The sequence below is a fragment of the Microbacterium sp. NPDC079176 genome (assembly GCF_040686675.1).
Taxonomy (GTDB): Bacteria; Actinomycetota; Actinomycetes; order Actinomycetales; family Microbacteriaceae; genus Microbacterium.
Map to the genome: position 1 here is coordinate 42,787 of NZ_JBFBLM010000004.1, position 14,019 is coordinate 56,805.

At 69.0% G+C, this 14,019-nt stretch carries 16 protein-coding genes; 15 read left to right on the forward strand and 1 reads right to left on the reverse strand.

Annotated elements, in window-relative coordinates; genetic code table 11:
• The first annotated feature begins 12 nt into the window (after nucleotides 1–12).
• From truA to glmM, 6 genes are all read left to right on the forward strand, one after another.
• Nucleotides 13–861: a tRNA pseudouridine(38-40) synthase TruA gene (truA, locus tag AB0P11_RS10680; RefSeq protein ID WP_363521849.1), complete on the forward strand. Its 849-nt coding sequence runs from the start codon at nucleotides 13–15 to the stop codon at nucleotides 859–861.
• A gap of 14 nt (nucleotides 862–875) precedes the next feature.
• Nucleotides 876–2,174 (forward strand): hypothetical protein, encoded by a 1,299-nt coding sequence (locus AB0P11_RS10685; protein ID WP_363521852.1) that lies wholly within the window; start codon nucleotides 876–878, stop codon nucleotides 2,172–2,174.
• Between the two features lie 6 nt (nucleotides 2,175–2,180).
• Complete coding sequence (locus tag AB0P11_RS10690) at nucleotides 2,181–2,849, forward strand: endonuclease/exonuclease/phosphatase family protein (protein ID WP_053098939.1); 669 nt, start codon at nucleotides 2,181–2,183, stop codon at nucleotides 2,847–2,849.
• Between the two features lie 177 nt (nucleotides 2,850–3,026).
• A complete protein-coding gene (gene rplM, locus AB0P11_RS10695) occupies nucleotides 3,027–3,473 on the forward strand; it encodes a 50S ribosomal protein L13 (RefSeq protein ID WP_045253410.1) in 447 nt (148 codons plus the stop codon).
• Between the two features lie 27 nt (nucleotides 3,474–3,500).
• Complete coding sequence (gene rpsI, locus AB0P11_RS10700; protein WP_042539158.1) at nucleotides 3,501–3,986, forward strand: 30S ribosomal protein S9; 486 nt, start codon at nucleotides 3,501–3,503, stop codon at nucleotides 3,984–3,986.
• 14 nt (nucleotides 3,987–4,000) lie between these two features.
• Nucleotides 4,001–5,359 carry a phosphoglucosamine mutase gene (gene glmM, locus AB0P11_RS10705; RefSeq protein ID WP_363521857.1) on the forward strand — a complete coding sequence of 453 codons (1,359 nt, stop codon included), beginning with the start codon at nucleotides 4,001–4,003 and terminating at the stop codon, nucleotides 5,357–5,359.
• A gap of 34 nt (nucleotides 5,360–5,393) precedes the next feature.
• On the opposite strand, the gene AB0P11_RS10710 is transcribed toward glmM, so the two are convergent.
• Nucleotides 5,394–6,338, reverse strand: a complete 945-nt coding sequence (locus AB0P11_RS10710) for an exopolyphosphatase (protein ID WP_053098941.1) — start codon at nucleotides 6,336–6,338, stop codon at nucleotides 5,394–5,396.
• Between the two features lie 36 nt (nucleotides 6,339–6,374).
• On the opposite strand from AB0P11_RS10710, the gene coaA reads away from it, so the two are divergent.
• From coaA to AB0P11_RS10755, 9 genes are all read left to right on the forward strand, one after another.
• Nucleotides 6,375–7,319: a type I pantothenate kinase gene (gene coaA / locus AB0P11_RS10715; RefSeq protein ID WP_363521860.1), complete on the forward strand. Its 945-nt coding sequence runs from the start codon at nucleotides 6,375–6,377 to the stop codon at nucleotides 7,317–7,319.
• A gap of 56 nt (nucleotides 7,320–7,375) precedes the next feature.
• A complete protein-coding gene (gene glmS / locus AB0P11_RS10720; RefSeq protein ID WP_363521863.1) occupies nucleotides 7,376–9,223 on the forward strand; it encodes a glutamine--fructose-6-phosphate transaminase (isomerizing) in 1,848 nt (615 codons plus the stop codon).
• 111 nt (nucleotides 9,224–9,334) lie between these two features.
• Entirely contained in the window at nucleotides 9,335–9,694 is a 360-nt protein-coding gene (locus AB0P11_RS10725; RefSeq protein ID WP_056277247.1) for a holo-ACP synthase, read from the forward strand.
• On the forward strand, nucleotides 9,691–10,797 hold the full coding sequence (gene alr, locus AB0P11_RS10730; RefSeq protein WP_056277250.1) for an alanine racemase: 1,107 nt from the start codon (nucleotides 9,691–9,693) through the stop codon (nucleotides 10,795–10,797). Before AB0P11_RS10725 ends, alr begins: the two co-directional genes overlap by 4 nt.
• Complete coding sequence (tsaE, locus tag AB0P11_RS10735; protein WP_363521867.1) at nucleotides 10,794–11,291, forward strand: tRNA (adenosine(37)-N6)-threonylcarbamoyltransferase complex ATPase subunit type 1 TsaE; 498 nt, start codon at nucleotides 10,794–10,796, stop codon at nucleotides 11,289–11,291. The genes alr and tsaE overlap by 4 nt, the downstream gene beginning before the upstream one ends.
• 20 nt (nucleotides 11,292–11,311) lie before the next feature.
• A complete protein-coding gene (gene tsaB, locus AB0P11_RS10740) occupies nucleotides 11,312–11,935 on the forward strand; it encodes a tRNA (adenosine(37)-N6)-threonylcarbamoyltransferase complex dimerization subunit type 1 TsaB (protein ID WP_363521870.1) in 624 nt (207 codons plus the stop codon).
• The gene (rimI, locus tag AB0P11_RS10745; protein WP_053098948.1) at nucleotides 11,932–12,438 is read left to right on the forward strand and encodes a ribosomal protein S18-alanine N-acetyltransferase; all 507 of its coding nucleotides are present in this window, start codon (nucleotides 11,932–11,934) and stop codon (nucleotides 12,436–12,438) included. Before tsaB ends, rimI begins: the two co-directional genes overlap by 4 nt.
• Nucleotides 12,435–13,505, forward strand: coding sequence for a tRNA (adenosine(37)-N6)-threonylcarbamoyltransferase complex transferase subunit TsaD (gene tsaD, locus AB0P11_RS10750; protein WP_053098949.1), 1,071 nt, complete (start codon nucleotides 12,435–12,437; stop codon nucleotides 13,503–13,505). The genes rimI and tsaD overlap by 4 nt, the downstream gene beginning before the upstream one ends.
• Complete coding sequence (locus AB0P11_RS10755) at nucleotides 13,505–14,017, forward strand: hypothetical protein (RefSeq protein WP_056277261.1); 513 nt, start codon at nucleotides 13,505–13,507, stop codon at nucleotides 14,015–14,017. Before tsaD ends, AB0P11_RS10755 begins: the two co-directional genes overlap by 1 nt.
• Nucleotides 14,018–14,019: the final 2 nt, after the last annotated feature.

The window sequence follows — 14,019 nt, forward strand, 5'->3', positions numbered from 1 at the left end:
TAGGCTTTATCCGTGCGCATCCGGCTCGACATCGCCTACGACGGCACCCACTTCCGCGGGTGGGCCAAGCAGCCCACCCTGCGCACAGTGCAGGGGACTCTCGAGGCCGCGCTTGCTCGCATCGTCGGCTCCGAGGTGCAGTTCGTCGTCGCAGGACGCACGGATGCCGGGGTCCACGCCCTGGGTCAGGTCGCGCACGTCGACCTCGACGAGGAGCAGTGGGCCCGCATCGAGTCGCGTCAGGGTCGTGCGCCGCAGGACCCTGCGGCGTCGATCGCGCGACGGATGAGGGGAGTGCTCGGCGCCTACCCTGATGCGACCGTCACGCGCTCGTCCATCGCTCCCGCTGGATTCGACGCCCGATTCTCTGCGGTCTGGCGGCGTTACCGCTACCGTCTCGCCGACTCGACGGCGGGGTACGACCCTCTTCGGCGCCACGACACGACCGCGCACCGCGGCGTTCTCGACGACCAGGCGATGGATGCCGCGGCGCGGACGCTCATCGGACTCCACGATTTCGCGGCCTACTGCAAACCTCGCGAGGAGGCCACGACGATCCGGACGCTCCTCGACTACCGCTGGTCGAGGGACGCCGAGGGTGTGCTGGTCGCCGAGGTGAAGGCCGACGCGTTCTGCCACAGCATGGTGCGGGCCCTCGTGGGCGCGTGTGTCGCCGTGGGGGAAGGGCGTCTCGACATCGACGATCTGGTCGTGCTGCGCGACGCGCTCACCCGCACCAGCGAGTTCAAGGTCCTGGCGGCGCGGGGACTCACGCTCACCGAGGTCGGCTATCCCGCCGACGATCTGCTGTCGACCAGGGCGGAGCAGACGCGCGCCCGTCGTGACGGCACGAGCGCATGAGTCGGCGGGCTGCGATGTTCGTCGAAGTCACCTCCCCGGGCTGGGCGTTCTGGCGAGCGCTGGTCGACACCTGCATCGGGCTGATCGTCGGCACGCTCTACACGTTCGTCGGCATCATCGTGGTCGGCATCGTGGGGGAGGAGGCGCTGTCGTCCGTGTACTGGCAGATCGACCTCGACCCTCTGTTCCGAGCGAGCATGGGCGTCTTCCTGCTCGCGGCTGCGCTGCTGGCAGCCCTCGTCCCCGTCGTCGTGGTCGCCGAACGCTTCGCGGCACTGCGCGCCGTCGAAGCCGCTGCGCTCGAGAACCCGGATGCCGTGCCGCAGCACTCCCTGCGCCAGACGCTGCAGGCGTCACCGGCCGCACTCCTGCAGAAGACCGGCACGGTGATGTTCTGGTGCGTGGTCGGACTCGGCGCCCTCTTGGCGCTGGGGGTGCTCTTCACGGAAGATCTCCGTGAGGATGCGGTGAGCTGGGTCGCGCTCCTCGTCATCGCCGTGCTGGCCGCCGGCGCCGCGGCGGTGCGACGACTCGGGCGACGAGCCGTCGAGCGCGTTGGGCCGCGGATGAGCACGCAGTGGAGCCGGTGGAAGCGGCTGGTGCCGCTCGCGGAAAGGCGCGACGCCGACCGCAGGGACGCGGCGATGCGCACCGTCGTGCCCCGCTGGCTCGCGGTGCCGAGCGCGCGGACGGTCGGCCGGATCGCGAAGATCCTGCTGACGGCGACGCTCCTCTCGCTCGCGGCCTTCATGCTGTCGGTGTTCATGCGACAGCAGTGCCGCACCTGCGACCCGGTCTACTGGGACGAGCCCATCGAGAACGGCATCGATGTGCTGAGCCTGACCAGCGGCGCAGCGATCGCGATGTGCGCCGCCCTCGGCATCGTCGCCTGGCTCGGGGGAGTCGTCCTGCAGTTCTCGCGCGAGCGCGCGCTGGTGCGGTGGGTCTCTGACGGCGTGCCGCGTCGCGTCGACACGAGCCTGGTCGAGTCCCTGCTCGCGGGCAATCGGTCGATGGTCCGGCTGCAGATCGGTCTGTCCGTGGTCGGGGCGGGTGCTCTCATCGTGGGCACCGGCGCGATCTGGGCGGACTGGACGGCGATGGACGCACGGTGGCCCCTCGTCGCCGCCGTCGTGCTGATCGCCTCGGGCTTCGTCATCGGCTGGGCGGATTCGCGCCGACGTCGCAGAGAGCGCCAGCTCGCGCGGGATGCACTGTTCCCCGGCGACGTCGGACGCCGCGGCGACGCGACGACGCGACGACGCGAGGGCGGGCGATTGCCACCGGAATCCAAGACTGACGCACTACCGTGAAGTGCGATGAAGGTCATCTCGTACAACTTGCAGAAGCACCGCGCCGCAGGAGAGCTCGCGGCGCTGGCCTCGACGCACGATCCTGACATCCTGTGCCTGCAGGAGTGCGATGTCGCGGACCTGCCGGAGACCATCGGAGACCTCACCCTCGCGGATGCGACACAGGGCAACCGGCTGGGACTCGCGATGTTCTATCGCGCGAGCGAGTTCCACCTGCAGGGCATCCGCACGATCGAGCTGAAGAAGTCGCTGCACGACCGCATCGCCAAGCCCGCGCACGAGCGGGTCCTGGGCGCACGGCTGCGGGACATCGACGCGGGGCGCGAGTTCATCGCCGCGTCGTTCCATGCGGCGCCGCTCACGGCCCTGAACTCCCTGCGGCGGCATCAGATCCGGGCGGCGCTCACCGAGCTGGCGACGCTCGGCGAGGGACTGCCGCAGCTGATGGTCGGCGACTACAACTACCCCGTGTTCAAGGAGAACCTCGGTCAGACGATCCGCGAACACGGATACGCGCTGACACTGAGCGACGATCACACCTACACCCGGTACCGCGTGTTCCGCGGCCACTACGACTTCGCCACCTCTGTCGGCTTCGAGATCCAGCGGGTCACCACGCTCCCGCAGGGGATGAGCGACCACCGTCCGATCCTGGTGACCACCCGCTTCGACTGACCGCCGACCGGCCCGGTTTGGGAGAACGCTCGGAATGACGTAAGCTGTCACTTTGGTACTCGACTGCCGAGTGCCACGAACGTGAGCCCTCCACTGGCGTGTTCCTCCCTGTAGGGAAGAACCACCCCGGAGTGGGATTCACGAACTTCTCCGTTCGAACAAGAAAGCAGCACTATCGTGACGCGCACTTACACCCCTAAGGCCGGCGAGGTCCAGCGTGACTGGGTCGTCATCGACGCCACTGACGTCGTTCTCGGCCGTCTGGCCTCGCACGCCGCTACGCTCCTGCGTGGCAAGCACAAGCCCACCTTCGCCAACCACATCGACTCGGGTGACTTCGTCATCATCGTGAACGCCGACAAGGTCGCGCTCACCGGTCAGAAGCTCCAGAAGAAGCTGGCTTACCGCCACTCGGGTTACCCGGGCGGCCTGAAGTCGGTCACCTACGCCGAGCTCATGGAGAAGAACCCGGTCCGTGCTGTCGAGAAGGCCATCCGTGGCATGCTCCCCAAGAACAGCATCGGCCGTCAGCAGCTGTCGAAGCTCAAGGTCTACGTCGGTGGAGAGCACCCGCACGCCGCTCAGCAGCCGAAGACGTACACCCTCGACCAGGTCGCCCAGTAAGCGCCGTAAAGACTTAAGGACATACTCGTGGCTGACATCCAGGACACCACCGAAAACCCCCAGAACTTCTCGACGTCGACTCCCGAGACCGACGCAGTCGAGGCGGCTCCCCGCCCCGTGCTGAGCGTCCCGGGTGCCGCTGTCGGCCGTCGCAAGCAGGCCATCGCCCGCGTGCGTCTCGTCCCCGGCTCGGGAACGATCACGGTCAACGGCCGCACGCTCGAGGACTACTTCCCGAACAAGCTGCACCAGCAGCTGATCAACGACCCGTTCACCATCCTCAACCTCGCCGGCGGCTACGACGTCATCGCGCGCATCTCGGGCGGTGGCCCCTCGGGCCAGGCCGGTGCACTGCGTCTCGGCATCGCTCGTTCGCTCAACGGCATCGACGAGGAGAACAACCGTCCGACCCTGAAGAAGGCCGGCTTCCTGTCGCGCGATGCTCGCGTCAAGGAGCGCAAGAAGGCTGGACTCAAGAAGGCCCGCAAGGCGCCTCAGTACTCGAAGCGTTAAGGTCCACCGCTCCGATGCCGATCTTTGGCACGGACGGCGTGCGAGGGCTTGCCAATGGCATCCTCACCGCCGACCTCGCGCTCACCCTGGCCCAGGCGACTGCTGTCGTCCTGGGCCAGGGCCGTACTGCGGAGGCTCGTAAAGCCGAAGGCAAGCGACTCACTGCAGTCGTGGCCCGCGACCCCCGGGTCTCTGGTCACTTCCTGACCGCTGCCGTCTCCGCAGGACTCGCATCCTCCGGCGTCGACGTGCTCGAGGCCGGAGTGATCCCGACGCCGGCTCTCGCGTTCCTCGTCGCCGACCGCGACGCCGACTTCGGTGTGATGATCTCGGCCTCGCACAACGCGGCCCCCGACAACGGGATCAAGATCTTCGCCCGCGGCGGCGTGAAACTGCCCGATGTCGTCGAGCAGCGGATCGAAGAGGCCATGGCCGGCGAGAAGCTGCGTCCTACCGGTGCCGGCGTGGGCAGGATCATCCGATTCTCCGACGCCGAAGACCGCTACGTCGTCCACCTGCTCGGCTCGCTGCCGAACCGGCTCAACGGCATCAAGGTCGTGCTCGACTGCGCCCACGGCGCCGCATCCGGCGTCTCGCCGGAGACCTTCCGCGATGCCGGGGCCGATGTCACCGTGATCGGTGCCGATCCGGACGGCTGGAACATCAACGACGGCGTCGGTTCGACGCACCTCGACCAGCTCGCCGAGGCTGTCGTCCGTCTCGGTGCCGACATCGGGATCGCGCATGACGGCGATGCCGATCGATGCCTGGCTGTCGACGCTCAGGGCAACGTCATCGACGGCGATCAGATCATGGCGATCCTCGCGGTCGCGATGAAGGAACGCGGTCACCTCACCGACGACACCCTCGTCGCCACCGTGATGAGCAATCTCGGTCTGCACATCGCCATGCGCGAGCAGGGGATCACGGTTCGACAGACCGCGGTGGGCGACCGCTACGTCCTCGAGGACATGAACCGGGGCGGCTACGCCCTGGGCGGAGAGCAGTCCGGACACGTCATCATGAGCGAGTTCGCGACCACCGGTGACGGTCTGCTCACAGGGCTCCACCTCGTCGCCGAGATGGCGCGCCAGAACAAGACGATCGCCGAGCTCGCGAGCGTGATGACCGTCTACCCGCAGGTGCTGATCAACGTCCGCGACGTCGACAAGGACGCGCTCGAGTCCGATGCCGTCGTGCAGCAGGCCGTTCGCGAGGTCGCAGCCGATCTCGGCGAGACGGGCCGGGTGCTCCTGCGCAAGTCGGGCACCGAGGCGCTCGTCCGAGTCATGGTCGAGGCGCCGGATGCGGAATCCGCGCAGTCGTACGCGGACCGCCTCGTCGATGTGGTGCGGGAGCGCCTCTCCCTCTGAACCGTCGAGCGCGCCGTGCGGCACCGACCCCTGGTCAGTCGCGCGGCGCGCTCCAGTTCAACTGCTCGATGTATCTCAGCAGCACGCCCTCGCGCAGCGCCCACGGCGATACTTCGAGCTCGTCGACGTCGAGCGCCGTCATTGCCGTGTGCAGCGATACGGCGGCGGCGACGATCTGGAACGTGCGATCCGCCGTGATCCCGGGCAGCTCCTGCCGCGCGGATGCGGGCAGGCGAGCGAGTCGAGGGATCCACGATCCCAGCGCTGCTCGCGGCAACACCATGCGCTGGATCCCCGACCATCCGGGAACCGGATAGCCGGCCAGTCGAGCCAGAGATCGGATCGCCTTCGAGGAGCCGACGACGTGATCGGGCCGCGGGAGCGCGGTGAATCGGGGAAGCACCTCGGCAAGGGTGGCGCTCGCGTGCTCGCGAAGCCGCTCGACGTCGTCTTCGCCCGGCGGGTCCTGCGGAAGGAACTGCACGGTCATCCGACCGGCTCCGAGTGGGACGGATGCCGCGGCGTCGGGAAGCTCGTCACCGCCCGCCGCGACCTCGAGCGATCCGCCGCCGATGTCGAGGAGAAGGAGCTGGCCGGCCGACCAGCCGAACCAGCGCCGAACGGCGAGGAAGGTGAGTTCGGCCTCGGTCTCTCCATCGAGCACCTGCAGAGGCTGGCCGAGGGCGGCTTCGATGCGGGCGATCACGTCGGCGCCGTTCCGGGCGTCGCGCACCGCACTCGTCGCGGTGGCGAGCAGCTCATCGACCCGCTCGGCTTCCGCGACCGCGCGCGCCTGGGCCACGGCCGCTTCGAGTGCGCGCACCCCCTCTTCCGAGATTGATCCGTCATCCGTGAGGTAGCGCATCAGGCGCAGGACGGTGCGGTCGCTGGTGGTCGCCAGCGGCCTGCCGCCGGGGCGGACGTCGGCGGCGAGCATGTGGACGGTGTTGGAACCGATGTCGAGTACTCCCAGGCGCACGGATAGAGACTACTCGTGCGCCGTTACGATGTATCCGTGACCACCGCCGACCCCACGCTGCCGCTGTCTCCGTATCGCGAGATCGGGCGCGATGAATGGGCGCGATTGGCGGCGGGACTCGACCAGCCGCTCACCGAGACCGAGGTCGTCGAACTCCGGGGCATCGGCGACCGGCTCGACCTCGCCGAGGTGCGCGAGGTCTATCTGCCGCTCAGTCGACTGCTGAGCCTCTACGCGACGGCCACCAAGCGGCTGGGCGCCGCGACCAGCTCGTTCCTTCAGGAGGACGATTCCACGACCCCGTTCGTGGTCGGAGTCGCCGGCTCGGTCGCCGTCGGCAAGTCGACGATCGCCCGTCTGCTGCGCGAGCTGATGAGCCGCTGGCCGGGCACCCCTCGCGTCGAGCTCGTGACGACGGACGGGTTCCTGTATTCGAATGCCGAGCTCGAGCGCAGGGGCCTGATGGAGCGCAAGGGTTTTCCGGAGTCCTACGACCGGAGGGCGCTGCTCGAGTTCCTCACCGAGGTGAAGAGCGGTGCGGCAGAGGTGCGGGCGCCGTTCTACTCGCACATGCGCTACGACATCGTCCCCGACGCCCATGTGGTCGTCCGTCGCCCCGACGTCGTGATCGTCGAGGGCCTGAACGTCCTCCAGCCGCCGCCCGCCCCCAATGACGTGGCCGTCAGCGACCTCTTCGACTTCTCGATCTTCGTCGACGCCGACACCTCGCACATCGAGAAGTGGTACGTCGATCGGTTCCTCGCACTGCGCCAGGGCGCGTTCTCGAATCCCTCGTCCTACTTCAACGTCTTCGCCCACCTGACCGATGACGAGGCGATCACGACGGCTCTCGGCTATTGGAACGAGATCAACATGCCGAACCTGGTCGAGAACGTGATGCCGACCAAGCATCGCGCGCGTCTCGTGCTCAACAAGGGCGTCGACCACAGCGTCGACAGCGTGCTCCTGCGGAAGCTCTGACCGGTCGGCTATTTCGTTCGGAACCTTCGCAAAAGGCCCGCCTTATTCTTGACGACATGTGTGGAATCGTCGGATACGTGGGCCCGCGGCCCAGCCAGGACATCCTGCTCGCAGGCCTCGCCCGTCTCGAGTACCGCGGGTATGACTCCGCGGGTGTCGCCGTCATCGACGGAGACGGTGCCCTCGGGATGCGCAAGAAGGCGGGAAAGCTCGCCATGCTGCGCGATTCGCTGAAGGATGCCGAGCTTTCGGACGGCAACACGGGCATCGGGCATACCCGCTGGGCCACCCACGGTGGGCCCACCGACGAGAATGCGCACCCGCATCTCGCCGATGACGACAAGCTCGCCGTGATCCACAACGGCATCATCGAGAACTTCGCCTCGCTCCGCGACGAGCTGCTCGCCGATGGCGTCAGCTTCCGCAGCGAGACCGACACCGAGGTCGCTGCCGCGCTGCTCGGCCGCGAGTACCGCAACAACGGCGGAGACCTGCAGGGCGCGTTCCGCGCCGTCGTCAACCGCCTCGAGGGCGCTTTCACCCTGCTCGCGATGCATCAGGACCACCCGGGCCTGGTCGTGGGCGCTCGCCGCAACTCGCCCCTGGTGATCGGCCTCGGTGAGGGTGAGAACTTCCTCGGTTCCGACGTCGCCGCGTTCATCGAGCACACCCGCAAGGCACTGGCCATCGGCCAGGACCAGATCGTCTCGATCACCCCGGACGCCGTCACCGTCACCGACTTCGCCGGCACGCCTGTCGAGGCCGAGCCGTTCGACGTCTCGTGGGACGCCGCCGCCGCCGAGAAGGGCGGCTGGTCGAGCTTCATGGCCAAGGAGGTCGCCGAGCAGCCCGAGGCGGTCGCCAACACGATCCGTGGCCGCATCCAGGGCGACCAGGTCGTGATCCCCGAGCTCGACGGGCTCGACGACCTGTTCCTCGGCATCAACCGCATCATCATCACCGCCTGCGGTACGGCCGCGTACTCGGCGCTCGTCGGCAAGTACGCGATCGAGCAGTGGGCGCGGGTCCCCGTCGACGTCGAGCTCGCGCACGAGTTCCGTTACCGCGACCCGGTGATCGGCGACGACACACTCGTGATCTCGATCAGCCAGTCCGGCGAGACGATGGACACGTTGATGGCCGTCAAGTACGCGAGGGAGCGCGGCGCGCGCACCCTCTCCATCTGCAACACGCAGGGTGCGACGATCCCTCGCGAGTCCGATGCGGTGGTCTACACCCACGCCGGCCCTGAGGTCGCAGTGGCGTCGACGAAAGCCTTCTCCGCGCAGATCACCGCTCTGCTGCTGCTCGGCCTGCACGTGGGGCGCGTGCGCGGCTCCGTCCAGGACGCGTCGGTCGACGTCGCCGAGCTCACCGCCCTTCCCGAGAAGATCGCCAAGGTCCTCGAGAGCGAGCAGGAGCATGTCACCCAGCTCGCGAGCTGGATGGCCGACACTCGTTCGGTGCTGTTCCTCGGTCGTCACGTGGGCTTCCCGATCGCACTCGAAGGCGCGTTGAAGCTCAAGGAGATCTCGTACATCCACGCGGAGGGCTTCGCCGCCGGCGAGCTGAAGCACGGCCCGATCGCGCTGATCGAGCCCGGACAGCCCGTCTTCGTGCTAGTGCCGTCGCCTCGGCACTCGGCTGTGGTCCACTCCAAGGTCGTCTCGAACATCCAGGAGATCCGCGCTCGCGGAGCTCGAGTGATCGTGGTGGCGGAAGAGGGCGATGCGGCCGTGCTGCCGTTCGCCGACGAAGTCATCCGCATCCCGCTCGCCGGCGCGATGTTCGAGCCGCTGCTCGCTGTCGTCCCGCTGCAGATCTTCGCGATGGCGCTCGCCACGGCCAAGGGGCTCGACGTCGACCAGCCGCGCAACCTCGCCAAGTCCGTCACCGTCGAGTAAGCGTCGTCGGCCTCCGGAGGCGGCTCGTCGAGACACGTCACCCGTCCGGGGCACGGGCGGCGTGCAGAGGCTGGGCCGACCGATTCGGGATGCCGCGACTAGGCTGAACTGGTGATCATCGGGACCGGCATCGACCTCGTGGACATCCCGCGGTTCGAGCGGACGATGGAGCGCACGCCGCGGCTTCTGGAGCGGCTGTTCGCGCCGGGGGAGCGGGGTCTCAGACTGCCGTCGCTCGCCGCGCGCTATGCCGCGAAGGAAGCCCTGATCAAGACGCTCGGCGGCTCTGACGGCGTGCACTGGATCGAGATCGAGATCGCCTCCGAGGCATCCGGCCGCCCGCATTTCGTGCTCTCCGGTTCCACCGCCGACGTCGTCGCAGAGCGCGGGATCACCCGACTGCACCTGACCCTCACCCATGACGCGGGGCTCGCCGCAGCGTTCGTGGTCGCCGAAGGAGAGCCGCTGTGACCGTTCCGTTCCGCGAAGCCCGCATCGAGCTGGATGCCATCAGCGACAACGTCCGCCATTTCCGCAGACTCACCGGCGTGCAGGTCATCGCCGTCGTGAAGGCGAACGCCTACGGCCACGGGGCTGCCGCGACTGCCGTCGCCGCCCTCGCCGGGGGTGCCACTCGTCTGGGGGTCGCCGAGATCCCTGAGGCGCTCGAACTCCGTCGTCAGGGCATCACCGCTCCGATCGTCGCCTGGCTGCACGCGCCGGGCGAGCGTTTCGACCAGGCTGCGGCGCACGACATCGAGGTGGGAATCTCGTCGTTCGACCAGCTCGAAGCGGCGGGAGCGGTCGCCTCGGTCGACCGCCCGGTCGGCGTGCACCTCAAGTTCGAGACCGGGCTGTCGCGCAACGGCATCGCCCCGGCGGACTGGCGTCGTGTGCTCGCCGAAGCCGCGCGCCTCGAACGCATCGGGCGGCTGCGCATCGTCGGGCTCTTCAGCCACCTCTCGAACACGTCGCCCCAGGACGACCGTGAGGCACTCGCGAAGTTCGAGGAGGCGGTCACGGCGGCGGCGTCGTTCGGCATCCATCCCGAGATCCGGCACATCGCGGCGACAGCGGCCGCGATCGACCTGCCGGAGATGCGTCTGGACGCCGTGCGCATCGGCATCGGCATCTACGGCCTCTCGCCGTTCGACGACCGCTCTTCTGCGGAGCTGGGGCTTCGCCCGGCCATGACGCTGCGGGGGGCGATCGCCGCCGTCCGCCGCGTGCCGGCCGGCGCCGGGGTGTCGTACGGATACGACCACCGCACCTCCCGCGACACGACGCTGGTGCTCGTCCCGCTGGGATACGCCGACGGCGTGCCGCGCCACGCATCCGGGCGCCTGCCCGTATCGATCGCCGGGCGCCGATACACGAACGTCGGCCGCATCGCCATGGACCAGTTCGTCGTGGACGTCGGGGACGCCCCGGTGTCGATCGGCGACGAGGTCGTGCTGTTCGGCGACCCGACGCTCGGCGTGCCCTCGGCATCGGAGTGGGCGAACGCCGCATCGACCATCGACTACGAGATCGTGACGCGCATCGGCGCCCGTGTTCCCCGGCGGTCGGCATGAGCGTCGACCCGTCCTTCCTGGGGCGCCGCGAGATCGAGACCTCGGACGCGATGGAGCAGCTCGGCTTCCGCATCGGCGAGCAGCTCGAAGCGGGCGACCTGCTGATCCTCACCGGCCCGCTCGGCGCAGGCAAGACGACGTTCACCCGCGGACTCGCGGAGGGTCTGGGCGTACGCGGCCCCGTGCAGAGCCCCACCTTCGTGATCGCCCGCACGCACCCCTCGCTCGTCGGACGCGCGCCGCTCGTGCACGTCGACGCCTACCGGCTTGGCTCAGGGGCAGAGCTCGACGATCTCGACCTCGACATCGCACGATCGGTCGTGGTGATCGAGTGGGGACGCGGGATGGCCGAGGACCTGGCCGAGACCTGGTGGGACATCGAGCTGGAGCGTCCCGTCGGCGGTGACGACGAGCTCGACCCCTCGGAGCTCGACGCCGACGCACCGCGGCACGTGTCGATCACGCGTGGCGGACGCTCAGCGATCACCGGCTGAACGACGACTACCCTGGAGAGGTGATCCTCGCCGTCGACACCTCCCTGGGCACCGCCGTCGCCCTCATCGACGACGACGGCACGCGTCTGTCAGATGCCTCGGCCGCCGATCCGCTCCGTCACGCGGAGGTCATCGGCGAGCTTCTCGTGCGGGCCCTCGACGCGCCCGGATCAGGCCCGATCGATCATGCGGTGGCCGGTATGGGCCCGGGGCCGTTCACCGGACTCCGCATCGGCATCGCGACGGCACGCACGTTCGCGCTGGGGCGTGGCATCCCCGTCGTCCCCGTGCCGAGCCACTTCGCCGCAGCGCTCACGGCCGTCGAGCATCACGCCGTGACCGGGCCGTTCGCCATCGTGACGGACGCCCGCCGCCGAGAGGTCGCCATCACCGTCTTCGACGGAACGGATGCCGACGGCATCCCGCACGTCATCACCGACACCGTGCTGGTCGCACGCGTCGACGCCGACGAGCACCTCCAGGGGATCCGCCGTATCGATGTGGAGACGCTGTCGGGCGTCGATCTGGCTCGCGTGGGCGCGAGGGCGTTGGCTGCCGGGCGCACACTCGCGGGCACCGAGCCGATCTATCTGCGTCAGCCCGACGTCACCGTGCCGGGAGCGCCCAAGAAGGTGGGGTCATGACGCTGCGCGACGCGACGCCAGACGATCTCGACGCCATCATGGCGATAGAGCACCGCTCGTTCCCCACCGACGCGTGGAGCTCGGAGGCGATGGCCCTGGAGCTCGCGAGCCCGCACGGACGCTATCTGGTCGACGAGCAGGACGGCGCGATCATCGGCTACGGCGGAGTCCGTGCACTGCAGGGGTCGAGTGACGCCGACATCCAGACCATCGCGTTCGACGTCGAGCACCGCGGTCGCGGTCGCGGCCGGGCGCTTCTGCGGTCCCTTCTCGATGCCGCGGTGGAACGCGGAGCCAGAGAGGTCTTCCTCGAGGTGCGGGCAGACAACCCCGGTGCCGAGGGGCTGTACCGCTCGGAGGGGTTCGAGGAGATCGGACGTCGCCCCCGCTACTACCAGCCCGACGACGTCGACGCGATCGTGATGCGCCTCGCCCTGCAGCATCCGCGCTCCGAGCATCGAGATGAGACGGCGTCGGATGCCGCGAAGGAGGCGACCTCATGACCGAGCCGCTGGTGCTGGGCATCGAGACGAGCTGCGACGAGACCGGCATCGGGATCGTCCGCGGACGCAGGCTGCTCTCGAACACGATCGCGTCGAGCATGGACGAGCACGCCCGCTACGGCGGAGTGGTTCCCGAGGTCGCCGCCCGTGCCCATCTCGAGGCCCTGCAACCCTCGATCGACGCCGCCCTGGCCGAGGCCGGGGTGCGGCTCGGCGACCTCGACGCGGTGGCCGTCACGAGCGGACCCGGCCTCGCGGGAGCGCTCATGGTCGGCGTCGGTGCCGCCAAGGGTCTGGCGGTGTCGCTCGACAAGCCGCTGTACGCGGTCAATCACCTGGTCGGACACATCGCCGCGGACATCCTGACTCCCGACTCCGAGCCGCTGGAGTACCCGACGATCGCGCTGCTGGTATCGGGCGGGCACACCTCGCTGCTGCACGTGCGCGATCTCACGACCGACGTCGAGATGCTGGGCGAGACCATGGACGATGCCGCGGGGGAGGCATTCGACAAGGTCGCCCGACTGCTGTCGCTGCCGTACCCCGGCGGACCCGAGATCGATCGAGCGGCACTCGACGGAGATCCGAACGCGATCCGCTTCCCTCGAGGGCTTTCGCGCGCCTCCGACCTCGCGAAGCACCGTTACGACTTCTCCTTCTCCGGGCTCAAGACCGCTGTCGCGCGCTGGGTCGAGCGCTGCGAGGCAGACGGCGTTCCCGTGCCCGTCGCCGACGTCGCCGCGAGCTTCCGTGAGGCGGTCGTCGATGTGCTCGTGACGAAGGCGCTCGCCGCGTGCGCAGACCTCGGCGTGCCCCGCCTGCTGCTCGGTGGAGGAGTGATCGCCAACCGACGACTCCGCGAGGTCGCCCTCGCGAGGGCGGAGAAGGCCGGCGTGACGGTGCGCATCCCGCCGTTGTCGCTGTGCACCGACAACGGCGCGATGATCGCGGCGCTCGCCGCGGAGCTCATCGCGTCCGGCCGTCGCCCGTCGACGCTGGCGTTCGGAGCCGACTCGACGCTTCCCGTCACCGAGATCCAGGTCGACGAGCGCGTCGCGGTGATGTGATGAGCGACGTGCCTCGCACTCCGGATCGGGCGGGTGCAGAACCGGGGCCCGCCTCGAGTGCCGCGGTGCCGCCGACCAGGATCGAGCGCCCGAGCGGCGAGGTCGAGCATCCGGCGGGGTCGGCACGCATACCCGGGTCGCGCCGCGAGGGATACACGAAGCTCCCCACCGGCCCGGTCGGAGTCGAGCCGGTGGTCGTCACGGGGCCAGTCGCCGAGGACATCGGTCGGGAGGGCGACTGGGAGCCGGCGACGGGCACGTCCGCCGTGGACGACACCCGCCTCGCTCCCTGGGCGCTGATGGCGGCGGTCGTCGCCTTGGCCGCGTCGTTCTTCGTCGGTTGGGGCATCCCGATCGCCATCGTCGCCGTGATCGCGTCGATCATGTCGCTGCGCCGACCGGTCGAGAGCCGCGCCATCGCTCGTTGGGCGCTCGTTCTCGGTCTGTGTGCGACCGTCTACAGCCTCGGTTGGCTCGTCTGGGCCGGGATGCAGTTCGAGAGACTCGGATAGCC

What these genes read in the sequence shown, in the direction of transcription:
- tsaE (WP_363521867.1), top strand. Translation starts at nt 10,794, where the DNA reads ATGAGCGTCGACCCGTCCTTCCTGGGGCGCCGCGAGATCGAGACCTCG.
- AB0P11_RS10755 (WP_056277261.1), top strand. Translation starts at nt 13,505, where the DNA reads ATGAGCGACGTGCCTCGCACTCCGGATCGGGCGGGTGCAGAACCGGGG.
- AB0P11_RS10690 (WP_053098939.1), top strand. Translation starts at nt 2,181, where the DNA reads ATGAAGGTCATCTCGTACAACTTGCAGAAGCACCGCGCCGCAGGAGAG.
- AB0P11_RS10685 (WP_363521852.1), top strand. Translation starts at nt 876, where the DNA reads ATGTTCGTCGAAGTCACCTCCCCGGGCTGGGCGTTCTGGCGAGCGCTG.
- glmS (WP_363521863.1), top strand. Translation starts at nt 7,376, where the DNA reads ATGTGTGGAATCGTCGGATACGTGGGCCCGCGGCCCAGCCAGGACATC.
- tsaD (WP_053098949.1), top strand. Translation starts at nt 12,435, where the DNA reads ATGACCGAGCCGCTGGTGCTGGGCATCGAGACGAGCTGCGACGAGACC.
- glmM (WP_363521857.1), top strand. Translation starts at nt 4,001, where the DNA reads ATGCCGATCTTTGGCACGGACGGCGTGCGAGGGCTTGCCAATGGCATC.
- rimI (WP_053098948.1), top strand. Translation starts at nt 11,932, where the DNA reads ATGACGCTGCGCGACGCGACGCCAGACGATCTCGACGCCATCATGGCG.